Source organism: Pseudolabrys sp. Root1462, assembly GCF_001426945.1.
In the GTDB taxonomy this organism is placed as follows: Bacteria; Pseudomonadota; Alphaproteobacteria; order Rhizobiales; family Xanthobacteraceae; genus Pseudolabrys.
The window spans coordinates 115,867-132,989 of record NZ_LMFS01000003.1; the positions used below are offsets into that span (position 1 = coordinate 115,867).

The following is a 17,123-nucleotide window of genomic DNA, read 5'->3' on the forward strand; positions in this document are numbered from 1 at the left end:
CAGAACGATCTTGTTGTTTGATCGGAAGGTGCCGGATCCTAGGCCGCTTGCGCCGCGCCGCTCTCGATGAGGCACTTGGCCAGGCTTTCGCCTTCCGGATCGACCAGTGCCGCCGTGCGCGCCGAGGCGATGGCATCGATGGCGCGGTCAAGCGGCATGCGCCCGGCGATCGCCGGACGAATCAGCGCCTCCTCGATCCGGCCGTAGTTCGACAAGCCGCGGGCATGGGTATCGCCATAGCCCTTGATCAGCCGTGCGCATTCGGCGACTTCGAGCGCCAGCGCCGATGAGCGTGTCGCGGCCTCCGCGATCAAGCCAAGCCACGATTCGATCTGCGCCTGCTCCTGGGCATACCGATAGCCGTAGGGCCGGACGGCGCGGAGCTTGGCCAGCATGAGAAAGCGCAGATAGCCAGTCACCGAGGTCGAATTGATTTCCATGCCGAAATGGATGCGGCCGAGCCAGCCTTTGCGTTCGGCCAGGCGGAGAATCGGCCGGGCGATTACCGGCGGCAGCAACTGGCACAACTCCTCGATGCCGGGCTTGAGGAAATCGTGCACCGAATAGGGCTCGCCCTTGGCGCGCAATTCCTCGCGGGCAATACGCGCCATGCGCTCCGGCGCGATCTTTTCCTGCGCCACGCGCACGACGTCCTCGTAAGACATCCGCACCGCCAGATGCCGGGCTACTTCCTTGAGCAGGGCACCCTGGGCGCTGCTGCGCCGGTCCGCCTCGGCAACCGGCTTCAGACGGTCGAGGTAGAGCTGGGCATAGGCGATGCTCTGATACGGCACCAAGCGGCGCACGCCCTCAACGACAATCGGTTGCGCGATGCCGGGATAGGCGGCCGACGCTTGCTGTTCGAGCGAGGCCAAGGTCGCCGGCGCACCCTTTTTGACGGCAACGGCTTTTCCCCTCCCGGTCTGCGCCTGTGCGGCGGCAAGCCCGGCCTGGAAGCCGCGCAGATTGGCCTCGCCGGCCTTGCCCTCGCGGCCGATGGCGGCGGCGAATTGCTCGGCGCTGATAGGCAGCCGGCCGGAGCCGGCGATGGCGCCGAGCATGACGGCATTGACCATGGCGCCGTTCTGTTGGGCCAGCCCGGTCATATCGAACAGGAAGGCGCCGCGCGCCTGACCCTCGATCAGCTTAATCAGCTTATCGTCGTCAAAGCGGCCGTCGCCCATGGCGGTCTTTTCATCCATGGTGAAGAAGCGGCTGAGTGAGGCGATGACATGGGTGCGGTCGGGCGTGACGAAGCCGTTGAGCGTGGTGCGGCCGGCTTCGAGCAACTCGCTCGCGACCACGATATCGATGTCGCCGATGCCCGGCGTCAGCGCCAGCACCGGGCGCTTTCCGTTCAGAGCCGAAGCCTGCTCGGGGAAGATTTCGATGTAATACGTGGTGGCGCCGGTGCGCTGTGCGACGCCGGGGATCGAGGTCGATTGCACCGGAAAGCCGGCCGCTTCCGCGGCGCTGACGATCCAGTTGGTGAGCACGCCGCCGCCTTCGCCGCCCAGCGCGGCGATCAGCATGGTGATTGGGCGGGTGGCGGTCATGCGGTCGCCGCGCCGTTATAGCCGCCGAGCCAGCCAATCACCGTCTGGCGCACTCTGAACAGCGTGCGGTCCCACCATGTGGCATTGCGCACGATCTCGGCGCGGTAGAACGAAGGGCACAGCACCGCCGCGTGCGCGACCTCGCCGCACAGGCCGCAGCCGACGCAACTGTCGATGACGCTCGCCACCGGATCGGTCCGCAGCGGATCTGGCGACGGCTTCACCGTCAGCGACGGGCAGCCGGAAAGACGGATACAAGAATGATCGCCGGTGCAGATGGCGTCATCGACGCCGTAGCGCGTGCGGGTGACGCGCTCGCCGCGCTCGAGCTTGACCGCATCCTCGGCGCGGACGCGGCGCTGCCGCGCCAACTGGCATTCGCCATCGGCGATGATGACCTTGAGGCCGTGCTCGGCGCTCTTCATTGCATCTTTAAGCGTCGCCGCCATCTTCGCCACGCTGTAGGTCCGCACCTTGCGCATCCACTTCACGCCCATCGAACGCAAGGTTTGCTCGATGTCCATGCCCGGCGCCGCGCCAGTGCGGCTGGACTTGCTCGACGGCATGTATTGCAGGCCGGTCGCCGAGGTGTAGCCGTTCTGCATAACGACGAGCACGCCGTCGCCCTTGTTGAACAGATTGGAAGCGACGCCGGTGATCAGACCGTTATGCCAAAAGCCGCCATCGCCCATGATCGCGATCGGCCGGCGCTCCATGTTGGGTCCGACCGCCGCGGCGCTCGCCAGCGACATGCCGTAGCCGAGAATCGAATTGCCGAACGAGAACGGCGCAAAGGTCGCGAAAGCATGACAGCCGATGTCCGCCGAGATGTGGGCCGGCCCGATCTCGCGCTGCATCAGCTTGATGGCCGAGAACACCGGCCGTTCCGGACAGCCGGTGCAGAAGGTCGGCGGCCGCGGCGGCAATGCAACGCCCATGGCCTGTGCGGTCGCGGCCTTGCGGGCGATGACAGCGCGGGCCTTGTCGGCGATCGCATCGGCATCGACGCCGTTCGGTCTTGCGGCCTGCAGGAAGGCGGCCAAGCCCTCGAGCAGCACTTCGGAGGAATATTCGCCGGCCTGCGGCAGCACGCCCTTGCCGTAGATCCTGGTCTGGATGTCGGCGCGACGCAGTTCAACGTTGACGGCCTGCTCGATGTAATCCGGGTGACCTTCCTCGACCACCAGCACGGCGCGCTTGGTGGCGCAGAATTCGCGAACCTCTTCCGGCACCAGCGGATAGGCAACATTCAGCACGTGAACCGGAACGCGCGAGGCGCCGAACACGTCGGCAAGCCCGAGCCGTTCCAGCCCACGCAGCACGCTGTTGGTCAGCCCGCCCATGGCGATGATTCCGATATCGCCGAGATCACCTGGAATGCTCTCGTTGAGCTTGTGCTCGCGAATGAAGGCGCGCGCGGCCGGCAGCCGCTGTTCGATCTTCAGCTTCTCCTGCGCGTAGATCACCGGGGGATGCGCCAGCCGCTCATAGTTGAAGCGCGGCGGACCGGCCAGCCGGTTGAGGCCAGACACCTCACCCTTGCGGTTGTCCTTGGCGGCGAATTCTCCGGTGACGTGGCAGGCGCGGATGCGCAGGTCGAGCATCACCGGCGCGTGGCTGGCTTCCGACAGCTCAAAGCCCTTCTCCACCATGCGCACGATGGTCGGCAGGTCGGGCCGCGGATCAAGCAGCCACATCGACGACTTCAGCGCATAAGCATAGGAACGCTCCTGAATGACGCTGGCGCCCTCGCCATAATCCTCGCCGAGGATGATCATGGCGCCGCCGATGACGCCGGGCGACGACAGGTTCGACAGCGCGTCGGCGGCGACATTGGTGCCGACGATGGACTTCCAGGTCACTGCGCCGCGCAGCGGATAGTTGATCGAAGCGCCCAGCATCGCCGCAGCGCTGGCTTCGTTCGAGCAGGTCTCAAGGTGCACGCCGAGCTCGGCCATGATGCCTTCGGCATCGACCAGCACGTCCAGCAAGTGCGAGACCGGCGCGCCCTGATAGCCGCCGACGTAAGACACGCCGGATTGCAGCAGCGCCTTGGTGACGGCGAGGATGCCTTCGCCGTGGAAGGTGTCGCCGTCGCCCAGTTTCAGCGCTTCGACTTCTTTCTTGAATGAACGTTCCATATCGTGGCCTCCCGGCCGCAGTCTCACCACCGATCGTCGCGATGTGCTGCTCTACATATGCGAGGGCAACCAGGTCGCCAGGATCGGGAACAGAATCAGGATCGCCAGCCGGATGATGTCCGTTGCGACGAAGGGCAGCACGCCCTTGAAGACGGTCGACAGCTTGACGTCCTTGATCACGCTCTTGATGACGAAGACGTTCATGCCGACCGGCGGATGGATCAGCCCGAGCTCGACCGTCATGACGATGATAACGCCGAACCAGATTGGGTCGAAGCCGAGCGCCTTGATCACCGGGAACACGATCGGAATCGTCAAGATGATCATGGCCATCGCGTCCATGATGCAGCCGAGGACGAGATACATCAGCATGATCAGCACCAGCACACCGTAGGGTCCGAGGCCGAGGCCGGTCAGGAATTCGGTGAGGCGCTGCGGCACCTGCGTCACGGTGAGGAAGTAGCCGAAGATCAACGCGCCGATCAGGATCGTGAACACCGACGCGCTGGTACGCAGCGACTCGATAAGGCTGCGCATGAATTCCTCGCGCGACAGCTTGCGGCGAACGACAGCGATGATGAAAGCGCCGGCCGCGCCCATGCCAGCTGCTTCGGTCGCGGTGAACATGCCGGCGTAGAGCCCGCCGATGATGAAGAAGAACAGCAGCACCACCGCCCAGATGTCGCGCAGCGCCTCGATACGCTCGGCCCAGCTATGCCGCGGCGTCTTGGGCAGGAAACCCGGTCGCACCAGCGCGATGATATTGATGGTGAGGATGTACATGCCGATGGCGAGAAGGCCGGGCACCACACCGGCAATGAACAACTTGCCAATGTCCTGCTCCGTGATCAGGCCGTAAACCGCGAACACCGTCGACGGCGGGATCATGATGCCGAGCGAACCGCCGGCCGCGATCACGCCGGTGGCGAAGCTCTGCGGATAGCCGTATTGCCGCATCTCCGGATAGGCCACCTTCGAGAAGGTCGCGGCGGTGGCGACCGATGAACCGCAGATCGCGGCGAAGCCGCCGCACGCGGCGATGGTGGCGATGCCGAGACCGCCGCGGAAATGGCCGAGAAAGGTATTGGAGGCGCGAAACAGTTCGCGACTCATGCCCGACGACGAGGCGAAAGCGCCCATCAGCAGGAACAGCGGAATGACGGCGAATTCCGCGTCAGTCGCGGTGCGGATAGGCGACTGCGCCAGGATCTTCAGCGCCGGGCCGATGTCGCCGACGACGTAGCCAAACCCGAGCACGCCCACGGCGCCCATGGCGATGCCAACCGGTACGCGGAGCATCATGAGCGCGAACAGCGCGACAAATCCGATGGCGGCGACGGCGTCGGTGCTCATGAGCAATTCACTCGACTGAATGGATTTCGCTCGGCCGGGCGAGCTTCTCGGGCCACAACACCAGGCGCACCGTGCGCGCAACGAGCAAAATGACCGACGAGGCCAGCCCGATCCACGCAACGAAATAGTAGATCCACACCGGCTGCCGCAGGTCGAACGTGCCGACGTTGTCGGCGCGAGTGCCAAGCACCTTGATGGCAAACATCCAGGCCAGCGCGACCATGGCGATGAGCGTCACAAGCGCGGCGAACACGTCCATGACGCGTTTGGCCCATGGCGGCGACGCGCTCCACAACAGATCGACCGAGATATGATCGCCGCGATAGCCCGCGACCGCGATGCCCCAGAAGATGAGAATGCCGAGCAGCAGCCGGGTGAAGTCGTAGGAATCGGGAATCGCCCAGGCGAAAAAATAGCGCAGCAGAACGGAGACAAAAGTGAGCAGCGTGACGACGGCGAGAAAACTCGCCGCCGTCACTTCGATGGCATCGATAAAGCGGTCGACCGGACCGCGTGCCACCGCGCCGTTCATCAGTAGGCCGATTTGAATTTGGTGAGCTCGGCCTTGAGATCCTTCATGATCGCATCGGGATCGCCGCCGGCTTTCTTGACGCCATCCGCCCACGTCTTGTGCAACGGTTCGGCCGCCTTTTTCCACTCGGCGAGCTGGGCCGGGGAGATGTCGTAGACCTCGTGCCCGGCTTCCGCCTTGAGCTTGGCGATGCCGCCGTGCTCGAAGTCAGCCCACGGGCTCGCGACCTTCAACGCCCATTCGTTGGTGCAGTGGTCGTCGATCGCCTTCTTCTGCTTCGCGGACATCGCGTTGTATTTGTCCTTGTTGAACACCAGCGCGAAGGTGGTGACGTAGAGCGGCACGTTCATGTGATACTTGGTCACCTTGTCGATGCCGAACAGCGGGATCGAGCCCCACGGGAAGGTCACCGCGTCGGCGACGCCCTTTTCCAGGATGTCGCGCACTTCCGGCGCGCTCGACTGCACATTGGTGCCGCCAAGCTGGGTGACGAAGGTCGCCATGGTGGCGTGCGCCGGGCGGATCTTCATGCCCTTGATGTCTTCGGGCACCATGATCTTCTTGGTCTTCGAGTGAAACGTGCCTGGATCGTGCACGAAGGCGAGGCAGAACTTGACGTCCTTCATCTCCTTCTCGGCGTATTTGCGATACCAGGCGTCGAGCGCCTGCGTGCCGCCCTTGCCGTTGGCAATCAGGAACGGCAGTTCGCCGGCGGCGATGATCGGGAAACGGCCGGGCTGATAGCCGGGATTGATGTAAGTGAGATCGGCAATGCCGTCGCGCGCCATGTCATAATGGTCGAAGGCCTTGCCGAGCTGCTGCGCGGGATAAACCTTGTAATGAATGGTTCCGCCGGATTCCTTTTCGACGTCGGCGCCCCACTCTTCGAGCGACTTCTGCAGCGGATGCGATGGCGGCACCCAATGCGAGATCTTGAGATCGAACGTCTTTTCCTGAGCGAAAGCGGCGCCCGACGCGCCGAGCAGACCGGCGACGGCGAGCGCGGATGCGCAAGCGGCAATACGCGACTTCATGAGAGACCTCCCTGTGGTTCAGTTGGTTGTAGCGCCAACTTTTCCGGACATTGAACCGAATGTCCGAAGCGTTGTAAAGTGATAGTTTGATACCAAACTAATTGCCGGCGGGTGCGCGACACCGTCGGTCCCTTGGAGACGAGCGCGGTGCGGAAAAGCGGCGGAAAGAAAATGGAGCGCGGCGATCGCGACGGCGAAGCCACCGTGAAGCCGATCGATTTCGGTCCGCTGGCCACCTGGGTGGGCTTCAATCTGCGCGTGGCGCAGGAAGCATCGTTCGAAGCCTTCTCGCAGCATTCGGCCGCGATCGGCGAAAACCCGGGCCGCTTCGCGACGCTGATGCTGATCGCGCGCAACGCGGATATCAGCCAGACCAAGCTGAGCGTCGCCAGCGGTCGCGACAAATCGAGCCTGACGCCGGTGGTCGAGGATCTGGTGCGGCGCGGTCTGGTCGAGCGCAAGCGCGTCGATAGCGACCGGCGAACCTATCGCCTCAATCTGTCGGCGGCCGGGCGCAAGACCCTGGCCTTGATGACGCGCGCCGCCCGCAAGCATGAGCGCAATCTCGACCGCCTCATCGGGCCGCGCGACAAGCAGCGGTTTATCGCGATCCTGAAGCGCATTGCGGCGGAGATCGAATAGGCTTCGCCGCCGTGGCGCCAAGGGCTCGCACACCGCAGCGGTTGGTGCGGCGACCGGCACGTCACTCGGCCGCGCTGCGGGTGGCGTTGGTGGCGTCGAGCGGCGGCAGCCAGGTGTCGCCGGTCCAGCCGTGCTCGTCGTAATCGGCCATGCAGCGGTCGACCAGCGCCTCCATCTCCTTGAGCCGGCCGCCGCGCTCCGCGCCCTTGAGCACCTGCAACCGCACTTCTTCCGGCGCGCCGGCGTAATTGAGTTCGTAGAGCGCGTGACGCCCGGCGAATTCGGTGCCGGTGGCGTCCCACAGCAGCTTCATGATCTTGATGCGCTCGATGTGGCCCATGTCGTTCGAGCCGCGCACATATTGCGCCAGATAGCGGTCGATCTCGGGATTGCCGAAGTCCCTGGCCGATGACGGCAGATAAATGAGGCCGGACGCGATGACGCGGCGCACGATGTCGATGACCTTGGGATAGGCCTCCGACATGAAGGTGCGGTAGCACAACGCCGCTTCGAGATTGGGCAGCACCGCGCCGCTCGCCCACGGCACCGGGTTGTAGGCCATCGCATTGGAGAAAGCCCAGAACTGGTGGCGGATGGCGATCACCTCGCCGAGCATAGCCTGATTGCCGCGAAACGCATCGCCGCCGGTGGCGCGCAGCGCCTTGGCCAACAGCCCGGTGATGAAATCCATCTTCACCGCGAGCCGCGTGCAGCCCTGGAAACAATAGCCGTGCATGAAGCCGGACGCGGGATGGAACGACAGGATCTTGGCCGCATCGCGCAGAACCAGCACGTCCTCCCAGGGCACGAAGACATTGTCGAGCACCAGGATGGCGTCGTTCTCGTCGAAGCGCGACGATAGCGGATAGTCGAACGGCAGGCCGACCGTGTTGGCCATCTGCTCGTAGGAGACGCGGCAGAACATCTTCAGGTTCGGCGCGTTCATCGGCACGATGAACATGACCGACATAGACGGATCGTCGGTCACCGTCGCCGAGCCCTGCGCCAGGAAATTGTAATGCGTCAGCGCCGACGAGGTCGCCACCACCTTGGCGCCCGACACATAGATGCCGGCGTCGGTCTCCTTGGTGATGTGCACGAACACGTCCTTCACCGCCTCTGCCGGCTTGTGACGGTCGATCGGCGGGTTGACGATGGCGTGGTTCATAAACAGCACGGCTTCCTGCGCGCGCTTGTGCCAGGCGCGAGCATTGTCCTTGAACGGGCCATACCAATCGGCATTGGCGCCGAGCGTGTTCATCAGCGCCGCTTTGTAATCAGCGGTGCGGCCCATCCAGCCATAGGTCATGCGCGCCCAGTCGGCGATGGCGCCTTGTTGCGCGACGAGATCGGCCGGTGAATGGGCGACGCGGAAATATTTGTGCGTATAGCCGCCCGACCCGGTGTCGGTCGGCGAGGTCAGACGCTCCCTGGTCTTTTCATCGTGCAGCGCATCGTAGAGCCGCGCTAGTGAGCGCGCGGAATTGCGCATGGCGGGGTGCGTGGTGACATCCTTGATGCGCTCGCCGTTGATGTAGACCGCGCGGCCATCGCGCAGCGATTCGAGATACTCGGCGCCGGTGAACGGCCTCGTCTTATCGGCGCGGAAGTCTTCGGCTCGCATGGTCAGCCCTCCTTATCCGGAAGCCCACTTAATTCAGGCGAAGTGACAGCTCACAGTTCCATAAGGTCCATAGTCGGCAACGATGGTGTCGCCGTGACGCACCTCGATCGGGCGGATGAAAGAGCCGGCAAGTACGATCTGGCCAGCTTCGATGGCGCCGCCATAGGCGGCCAGCCGGTTCGCCAGCCAGACGATGCCGCGCGCCGGATGATTGAGCACGCCGGCGCCCAGCCCGGTTTCCTCGACGATGGCGTTGCGCGACACGATGGCGCCCATCCAGCGCAGATCGACACCGTCGGGCCGCAGGGCGGTGCCGCCGGTAACGATGCCGGCATTGGCGGCGTTGTCGGAAATCGTATCGACGATGGTGCGCGCTTTGCCGCTCGTCTTATCGACGCGGTGAATGCGGGTGTCGAGAATTTCCAGCGCCGGCGTCACGTAGTCGGTCGCCTTGAGCACGTCGGCGATGGTCACGTCCGGTCCGTGCAGCGCCGATTTCATGACGAAGGCAATCTCGGCCTCGATGCGCGGCTGGATGAAGCGCTCCGGTGGTATGGTCACGCCGTCATCGAATGCCATGTCGTCGAACAGCGCGCCCGAATCCGGCGTGTCGATATTGAGAGCGGACTGCATGGCCCGGGAGGTAAGACCTATCTTCCAGCCGATGATGCGGCGCCCCCCCGCCAGCTTGCGCTTCACCCAGGCGGTCTGGACGGCATAGGCGTCCTCGATCGTCGCTTCCGGGTGAGCCAGTGAAATGAGGCCGGTCTGCACGCGCGTGCGTTCCGCCGTATCCAGCCGCTCGACCGCCGCCTCGATCTGGTTCGCTGCGAGCATGAGCCTATCCTTCATCCGCAATGGCGTTGCGCAGCAGGCCGATGCCGTCCGCCTCGACTTCGACGACGTCGCCAGGCTTGAGCCAGATCGGCGGATCGAACCGCGCACCGGCGCCGGTCGGCGTGCCGGTGACGAGAATGTCGCCCGGCACCAATGTGGTGAAGGTCGAGACGTAGTTGATGATCTTGCGGAACGAGAAGATCATGCGGCTGGTGCGGTCGTGCTGGCGTACCTCGCCGTTGACCCGCGTCTCCAGCGCAATATCGGCGATCTGGCTTTCATCGGCATAGGGGATGAGCCAAGGGCCGATCGAGCCGGTGCGGTCGAAGTTCTTGCCTTGCGTGACGTTGAACTTGGCGTGGCGCACCCAGTCGCGGATCGTGCCCTCGTTGCACAATGTGAGCGCGGCGATGTGCTCGAGCGCCTGCGCTTCCGCGATACGGCGGCCCGCTTTGCCGATGACGATGGCGATCTCGCCCTCGTAATCGAGCTGGAGCGACTCGGGCGGGCGGATGATCGGCGCGTCGTGACCGACGAAGGAGCGCGGAAAGCGCACGAACAGCGACGGATTGCTCTGCGCCGCCTGGCCATCCTTATATTCGGCATTGCGGTCGGGAAAGTTGACGCCGACACAGATGATCTTTTCCGGCGCCGGAATTGGAATCTCGTAGCGGATCGCGGCGAGCGGCAGATCGGCGGCGAGCTTGCCGCCTTCATCGGCAAGACGCGCGAGCGCGCCGTCCTCGACGACCTCGCGCAGACTCGGCCAGCGCGCGCCTTGGCGCGCCGACAGATGAACGACGCCGTCGTCCCGGATGATGCCGTAGCCGGGCTTGCCGTCCGTCGTAAAGCTTGCGATCCGCGTCATCATTCCGTCCTCAGCAACACTGTCACGGCGCCACGATCGGCTGCGCTTTCAGCTCGGCGTCGCGCACTTCGACACCGGCGAAGAAGCTGCCTTCCTCGAACCACGACCGCGGCGCCGGCGCGCCCCACAAGGTCTGGCGCTGCGGGTCCTTGAGATCCCAGCGAATCGGTTCGTGATCGGGATCGACGGTCTGATAATCCGAGCAGTAGATCTCGATACGGTGCCCGTCGGGATCGCGGATGTAGAGGAAGAAGGCATTGGATATGCCGTGGCGGCCCGGGCCGCGCTCGATATTGCTGAGGTAGCCGGTCGTCGCCATCAGATCGAGCAGGTCTATGATGTTGAGCGGCGACGGCACCCAGAACGCGGTGTGATGCAGGCGCGGCCCGCGGCCATTGGTGAAGGCCATGTCGTGTACACCGCCCTTGCGGTGCATCCACGCCGCCCACAGCCGTCCGGTTTCGGCGTCGTCGGTGTATTCGGTGACGCGGAAGCCCATCGCATTGTAGAACGCGACGCTGTCATCGACATTCGTCGAGAAGCAGTTGAAGTGGTCGATGCGCAGCGGCTTCACGCCGGCATATATTTTGTACTTCTGGTGAATCGGCGGCAGCCGGTCCATGTGAGCGTAGAGTTCGAGCGGAATGCCGATCGGATCGCGGCTGCGCAAGGTGCGGCCCTGCCAGGGCCGCTCGACCCAGTCCACCGGCAACTGCTGACCCTGGAACCAGTCATGGGCCCGGTCCAGGTCGCGCTCGTCATAGACCTTGAACGACAGGCTGTTCGCGACAGGCTTTTCGCCGCGGCGAAGCACGATGCAGTGATGGCCGCGCTCTTCCATGGCGCGCAGCGTGATCGTCTGGTCGTCCTCGTAGGTCACCTGCAGGCCGAGCGTATCGACGTAGAAGGCCCGCGACACCGCCAGATCGGTGACGACGAATTCGACGTGCGACAGGCGCACGATATTGAAGGGCGGGTAGAGGTTCGGTTTCGGCAGCGGCATTTTCCCCTCCTTGATCAAACCGCGGGTCTTCAACCGCCGAGTTTCGCGATCGCGTGGTTCGTGGTGGCGAAGGCGACGTTCTTGGTTTCCATATAGAAATCGAACGACCAGTCGCCGCCGTCCCGGCCGATGCCGGAGCTTTTGGTGCCGCCGAACGGCGTCGGCAGATGGCGGACGTTCTCCGAGTTCACCCAGATCATACCGGCCTCGAGGGCGTCGGTGAACCGCAGGGCGCGCGTCACATCCGAGGTCCAGAGATAGGCGGTCAGGCCGTAAGTCACGTCGTTGGCGAGCGCGAGCGCATCGGCCTCGTCCTTGAACGGTATCGCCGTCAGCACCGGCCCGAAGATCTCTTCCTGCGCGATACGCATGCCGTTGCTGGCGCCGGTAAACAATGTCGGCGCCACGTAACAGCCGCCGCCCGGCCCATCGACCTTGCCGCCGCCGACTGCGACGGTCGCGCCTTCGCGGCGTCCGATATCGAGATAGTCGAGCACTTTGCGCTGGTGCTGAGGATCGATCAGCGGACCGATGACCGTCTCGGGATCGAGCGGATGGCCCACCTTGATGCGCTTCGCCTTCTCGGCAACCAGGCTCGTGAATTTGTCGTAGATGCTCTGCTCGACCAGCAGCCGCGACGACGATGTGCAGCGCTCGCCGTTGAGCGAGTAGATCATGAACACGGCGGCATCGGCCGCGCGCTCGAGGTCGGCGTCAGCGAAGACAATCACCGGGTTCTTGCCGCCGAGTTCGAAATGCACGCGCTTCAGCGTCGCCGCGCCCTGGCTCATGATCAGCGAACCCGTTCGGCTTTCGCCGACGAAACCGATGGCCTTGATGTCGGGATGTTCGGTCAGCGCCCTGCCGGCATCCTCGCCAAAGCCATTGACGGTATTCCACACGCCTTTCGGCAGGCCCGCTTCTTCGGCGATCTCGACCAACAGCCGCGCCGTGAGTGGCGACAATTCGGCCGGCTTGTGAACGACGGTGCAGCCGGCCGCCAGCGCCGGCGCGATCTTCCAGGTCGACAGCATGAACGGCGTATTCCACGGCGTGATGATGCCGACCGGCCCGATCGGAACGCGGCTGGTGACATTGAGCTGGCCGTCCATGCGCAGCGCCTTGCCGTCGCGCGCTTCCGGCGCGCGGTCAGCGTAGAAGCGGAAGTTCTCGGCGCCGCGCAGCGCCGCCTTTGACATGAACTTGAGCGCCTGGCCGGTATCCATGCATTCGACGAAGGCGATTTCTTCGGCGCGCGCGACGATGGCGTCGGCGATCTTGTGCAACAGTGCCTTGCGTTTGTCGCTGCTCAAGGCGGCCCAGGCCGGAAAAGCCTGCTTGGCTGCTTTCGCTGCCTTGTCGATATCTGCGGCCTTCCCGCGCGCGACCTTGGCCAGCGGCTTCAAGTCGATGGGCGAGATCGTCTCGAAGGTCGTGCCGTCTGCCGCCGGCACGGCCTCGCCGCCGATCTGATTGAGCACACCGGCCTCGCGGAAACGTGCGAGATAACCGTTCGCCTTGGCCAAGTTTGTCTCGAGCTTGCTCATGATCGCTCGGCCGCCGTCACTTGCCACGCAGTCGCGGATGAATGGCGTTCTTCTTCCAGCTCAGTTCGGCATCGATCTCGCGGATCTCCAGCGACAGCGCGAAATGCGGTTCGGCGAGGAGCTCCGCGCAGTGCTTGGTGGCAGCGGCGAAGATCCTGTCTCCGGCGGCCTTCCTGTCGGTGGCGCTGCGGCCCTCGCCGATGCGGAACGACATGTCGATGAAGGAATTGCGCGGGTCGAGATCGGCAATGGCGTAGTGCTGAGCGGCGAAAGCGCGGACGCGCACGGCGCCGAGTTCGAACAGGCCCGACGCCATCACGGCGGCGTGCAGTTCGCGGCACAGAGCCGCGATGTCGGCCCTGCCCTCCAGGTTCGCCGAATATTCGAGCGTCAAATGCGGCATGACGTTCCTCGCCGTATTTTATTACTTAACATGTTAAGCTAATCGAAGCCGGGCCGGAGTCAACCGGGTTGCTCATCGGGCGGGCGAAGCCGCTCAGCCGCGGTTCACCGCTTACGGCGCGTGCTTGCCGTTCGCCGTCTTGCGGCGGCCGGTGGCGGCCGCGCGGGCCTTTTTGCCGCCGCGCTGTGGCAGCTCGCCGGATTCGATGGGCGCGGCGAGCGCGGTCTCGAGGTCGCGCAACATGTCTTGCAGGCGCTCCAGCCGGGCGGCCCCATAGCGCTCGGTAATCTCGAGATAAATCGCCTCGGAGTCGGCGCCGGCCTTGGCAATGAGGTCACGGCCGCGGGCGCTGATCGAGACCAGCCCGCGCCGCAGATCGGTTTCCGATGTGCGCCGCAGGATCAGGCCGCGCTCGTCCAGGTCCTTGAGGATGCGCGACAACGACGGCGGCAGCAGGAAGGTACGCTCCGCCAGCGCCATGATTTCGATGGTTTCGACCGCGGTGAGCGCGCGCAGCACCCGCCATTGCTGCTCGGTGATGCCGAAGTGATTGAGACTCGGGCGGAAATGGCTCATCACCGCCTCGCGCGCCTTGAGCAGGGACATCGGCAGCGACCGCGAGAACTCGCGCAAGCGCATCTGGGCCTGTGTCTTCGCCATCCCTGAGCCGCCTCGCCCGGTTGATCGCCCATCCATAGGCCGGGACGGCGGGGCGGGCAATCCTCAGTGCGCCGCCTCGCGCTTGGCCCGGGTTACGATCTGCGTCGGGTCGACGAAGCGCAGCGCGATCAGCAGCCAGGCCAAGGTGGTCAACATGTAGATGACCGCCATGGCGTCGATCGATTGTCCCGCACGCACGCCGGCGGCATAGACTGCGTAATACAGCGCGACGACGAGGGTCTGGCTGCCCGGGCCGGCGGTGAAGAACGTCAGTTCGAACATCGCGATGGTGCGCACCAGCACCAGCAGAAGCGCGGCGAGGATGCCGGGCGCCAGCAGCGGCACCAGGATGTGAATGAAGATCCGGAAAGTGCCGGCGCCGAAGACACGCGCGGCCGATTCGATGCGCGGGTCGATCTGCTCGATGAACGGGATCATCACCAGCACCACGAACGGCACCGTCGGCACAAGATTGGCGAGAATGACGCCGGACAGGTTGCCGCCGAAATGTGCCTGATAGAGCACGGTCGCGAGCGGGATGCCGAAAGTGATCGGCGGAATCAGCATGGGCAGCAGGAACAGCAGGATGACGAGTTGCTTGCCGGGAAAATTGCGCCGCGCCAGCGCGTAGGCCGCCGGTACGCCGAGCAGGCCTGACAACAGCACGACGGCGCCGACGACTTCGAAGGTGACGATGAGCACATCGTGCAGCTGAAATTCATTCCACGCCGAGACGTACCACCGCGTCGTAAAAGCGGCGGGAAGCCAGGCGTTGAGCCAGCGCGTGCCAAATGAATTGACGACGACCGCCGTCACCATCGCCACGAAGTTGACGATGAAAAAGATCATGAAGGCCCACATGGCGAAGGCCCAGAGACGCTCGCCTGGAGTCTGCGGCGCGAAAGGGTTTCTCACAGCCATGACCTAGCCTTTCCCGCCGCCGGCGGCGCCGCGATAGAAGAAGCTGCGGGCCGACAGAATGAGGATAACCACCGCGAGCTGGCAGAAGCCCATGATCATGGCGATCGCCGACGCCATCGAGGTGTCGTACTGCTCGTACGCCGCCTGATAGGCGGCGATTGAGATAACGCGCGTCGCGCCGGCGGGTGCCCCAAGCAGCACCGCCGACGGGAATACCGAGAAAGTCTGCACGAAGGACAGGCAGATATTGATCGCCAACCCCTGAGCCAAAAGCGGCAGCAGGATGAGGCGGAACCGGGCGCGCGCCTTGGCGCCGAGCGTGGACGCCGCCTGCTCCAGCGAGGGGTCGATACCGGTGACGTAGGACAAAGTCAGCAGGAACGCGAAGGGAAAGCCGGACAGGATCAGCGACAGCATCACGCCGGTGTAGTTATGGACCAGGCGGACCTGACCGAAGCCGAACAGCATCAGCGTTCGATTGAACCAGCCCTGCGGGCCGAGATAGATCAGCAGGCCTTCGGCGATCAGCACCGTGCCCAGGGTAATCGGGATGACGAGGATGGTCGTCAGCAGACGACGATGATGCATCCGGCGCACGCGCAACGCGATCGGGATCGAGATCAGAACATTGATCAGCGTCGCCGGAATGGCGAGCCAGAAAGTGTTGGCGATGGTTTCGTAAAGGAACGGGTCTGAGAAAAACTTACGGTAGTTGGCCAGCCAGTCCCCTGCTTTCGGCTGGAACGACAGCACGAATCCGTAAACGAACGGATAGATGAACAGCGCGATGACGAACAATACTGCGGGCAGCACCAGCAGCGTCACGCCATCGATCTCGTGAAGCTTGAGTCGCGTCCGCAGCGACATTGCAGGACGCGCGCCGGTGCCCAGGGCTTGCTCGCTCATCACTGCCCTCCGGCGTAGACCAGCACGCGGTTCGGCGCCGCGCTTAGTTTCGCGGTGTCGCCCTTGGTTATGCGGTGCTTGGAGATGAAGTACAGTTCGGTCCCGTCATTGGTCCGGCCCGAGCAGTAGAACTCCTGGCCGTGGTACTGGATCGATTCGACGACGACCGCGATCGCGCCATCGGGTGTGACCTGCAGATCGGAGGGGCGGATGGCGGCGATGGCAGCGCCTTCGCGCATCGCTTCGACCGGCGTTGCCGGCAGACTGACGCCGCCAATCGAGACGGTCATCGCCGAAACAGCGCCGCTGACGCGGGTCTTGATCTGATTGCGATAGCCCATGAACTCGGCGACGTCGGCATGTGCCGGCCGCGCATATAGTTCTTCCGGTGTGCCGACCTGGCGCACTTCGCCCGAACGCATCACGACGATGCGGTCGGCGAGCGAAAGTGCCTCTTCCTGGTCGTGGGTCACGTAAATCGTGGCCGAGCCGATCAGTTCGTGGATGCGGCGAATTTCGGCGCGCATTTCGAGGCGAAGCTTGGCGTCGAGGTTGGACAGCGGCTCGTCCATCAGGACCAGCGGCGGTTCGATAACAATAGCGCGCGCGATGGCGACGCGCTGCTGCTGGCCGCCGGAAAGCTGGCCCGGCAGCTTATCGCCCTGATCCGTCAGGCGAACGATGGACAGCGCCTCATCGACCTTGCGCTCGATTTCGGCCTTCGACCGGTTCTGCATGGCGAGGCCGAAACCGATATTCTTGCGCACGCTCATATGCGGAAACAGTGCGTAATTCTGAAACACCATGCCGAAGCCGCGCTCTTCCGGGCGCAGTTCGTCGATGCGCGTCTTGTCGAGCCAGATGCTGCCATCCGACAGCGTCAGCAGACCGGCCAGGCAGTTCAGCGCCGTTGATTTGCCGCAGCCGGAAGGTCCGAGCAAAGCGATGAATTCGCCGCGCCGCACATTGAGCGTAACGCCCTTGAGTGCGTTGAGGCTGCCGAAGTTGCGGCACATTGCGTCGAGGCGCAACTCACGGAAGTCACGGGCGGCGATAGACATCGTCGGTCATATCCTTTGAGCGCAAATTGCTTCGG

At 64.2% G+C, this 17,123-nt stretch carries 16 protein-coding genes; 1 reads left to right on the forward strand and 15 read right to left on the reverse strand.

The window, feature by feature from the left end; all coding sequences use genetic code 11:
- Positions 1-38 precede the first annotated feature (38 nt).
- From ASD45_RS17230 to ASD45_RS17250, 5 genes are read right to left on the reverse strand one after another with little or no spacing between them, the layout of a single operon-like run.
- The gene (locus ASD45_RS17230) at positions 39-1,556 is read right to left on the reverse strand and encodes an indolepyruvate oxidoreductase subunit beta family protein (RefSeq protein WP_082540999.1); all 1,518 of its coding nucleotides are present in this window, start codon (positions 1,554-1,556) and stop codon (positions 39-41) included.
- Complete coding sequence (locus ASD45_RS17235; RefSeq protein WP_056912933.1) at positions 1,553-3,697, reverse strand: indolepyruvate ferredoxin oxidoreductase subunit alpha; 2,145 nt, start codon at positions 3,695-3,697, stop codon at positions 1,553-1,555. Before ASD45_RS17235 ends, ASD45_RS17230 begins: the two co-directional genes overlap by 4 nt.
- A gap of 51 nt (positions 3,698-3,748) precedes the next feature.
- Entirely contained in the window at positions 3,749-5,050 is a 1,302-nt protein-coding gene (locus ASD45_RS17240) for a TRAP transporter large permease (protein WP_056913570.1), read from the reverse strand.
- A gap of 7 nt (positions 5,051-5,057) precedes the next feature.
- Positions 5,058-5,570, reverse strand: coding sequence for a TRAP transporter small permease (locus tag ASD45_RS17245; RefSeq protein WP_200949734.1), 513 nt, complete (start codon positions 5,568-5,570; stop codon positions 5,058-5,060).
- Between the two features lie 11 nt (positions 5,571-5,581).
- Entirely contained in the window at positions 5,582-6,616 is a 1,035-nt protein-coding gene (locus ASD45_RS17250) for a TRAP transporter substrate-binding protein (protein ID WP_056912935.1), read from the reverse strand.
- A gap of 171 nt (positions 6,617-6,787) precedes the next feature.
- On the opposite strand from ASD45_RS17250, the gene ASD45_RS17255 reads away from it, so the two are divergent.
- Positions 6,788-7,258 carry a MarR family transcriptional regulator gene (locus ASD45_RS17255; RefSeq protein ID WP_056912936.1) on the forward strand — a complete coding sequence of 157 codons (471 nt, stop codon included), beginning with the start codon at positions 6,788-6,790 and terminating at the stop codon, positions 7,256-7,258.
- A 61-nt stretch (positions 7,259-7,319) separates the two neighbouring features.
- Here ASD45_RS17255 and ASD45_RS17260 read toward each other — a convergent pair whose 3' ends face one another.
- The 10 genes from ASD45_RS17260 to ASD45_RS17305 all read right to left on the reverse strand — a co-directional run bounded on the left by ASD45_RS17260 (position 7,320) and on the right by ASD45_RS17305 (position 17,088).
- Entirely contained in the window at positions 7,320-8,882 is a 1,563-nt protein-coding gene (locus ASD45_RS17260) for a 4-hydroxyphenylacetate 3-hydroxylase N-terminal domain-containing protein (RefSeq protein ID WP_056912937.1), read from the reverse strand.
- Between the two features lie 33 nt (positions 8,883-8,915).
- A complete protein-coding gene (gene hpaH, locus ASD45_RS17265) occupies positions 8,916-9,719 on the reverse strand; it encodes a 2-oxo-hept-4-ene-1,7-dioate hydratase (RefSeq protein WP_056913571.1) in 804 nt (267 codons plus the stop codon).
- A 4-nt stretch (positions 9,720-9,723) separates the two neighbouring features.
- Positions 9,724-10,587, reverse strand: coding sequence for a fumarylacetoacetate hydrolase family protein (locus ASD45_RS17270; RefSeq protein ID WP_056912938.1), 864 nt, complete (start codon positions 10,585-10,587; stop codon positions 9,724-9,726).
- Positions 10,588-10,609: 22 nt separating this feature from the next.
- The gene (gene hpaD / locus ASD45_RS17275) at positions 10,610-11,590 is read right to left on the reverse strand and encodes a 3,4-dihydroxyphenylacetate 2,3-dioxygenase (protein ID WP_056913572.1); all 981 of its coding nucleotides are present in this window, start codon (positions 11,588-11,590) and stop codon (positions 10,610-10,612) included.
- Positions 11,591-11,619: 29 nt separating this feature from the next.
- Positions 11,620-13,137 (reverse strand): 5-carboxymethyl-2-hydroxymuconate semialdehyde dehydrogenase, encoded by a 1,518-nt coding sequence (hpaE, locus tag ASD45_RS17280; protein WP_056912939.1) that lies wholly within the window; start codon positions 13,135-13,137, stop codon positions 11,620-11,622.
- Positions 13,138-13,153: 16 nt separating this feature from the next.
- Positions 13,154-13,540, reverse strand: a complete 387-nt coding sequence (locus ASD45_RS17285; protein WP_056912940.1) for a 5-carboxymethyl-2-hydroxymuconate Delta-isomerase — start codon at positions 13,538-13,540, stop codon at positions 13,154-13,156.
- 111 nt (positions 13,541-13,651) lie between these two features.
- Positions 13,652-14,200, reverse strand: a complete 549-nt coding sequence (hpaR, locus tag ASD45_RS17290; RefSeq protein WP_056912941.1) for a homoprotocatechuate degradation operon regulator HpaR — start codon at positions 14,198-14,200, stop codon at positions 13,652-13,654.
- A 63-nt stretch (positions 14,201-14,263) separates the two neighbouring features.
- Positions 14,264-15,121, reverse strand: coding sequence for an ABC transporter permease (locus ASD45_RS17295; protein WP_056912942.1), 858 nt, complete (start codon positions 15,119-15,121; stop codon positions 14,264-14,266).
- A 3-nt stretch (positions 15,122-15,124) separates the two neighbouring features.
- Positions 15,125-16,027, reverse strand: coding sequence for a sugar ABC transporter permease (locus tag ASD45_RS17300; protein WP_244485513.1), 903 nt, complete (start codon positions 16,025-16,027; stop codon positions 15,125-15,127).
- Positions 16,027-17,088, reverse strand: coding sequence for an ABC transporter ATP-binding protein (locus ASD45_RS17305; protein WP_056912943.1), 1,062 nt, complete (start codon positions 17,086-17,088; stop codon positions 16,027-16,029). The genes ASD45_RS17300 and ASD45_RS17305 overlap by 1 nt, the downstream gene beginning before the upstream one ends.
- Between the last annotated feature and the right edge of the window lie 35 nt (positions 17,089-17,123).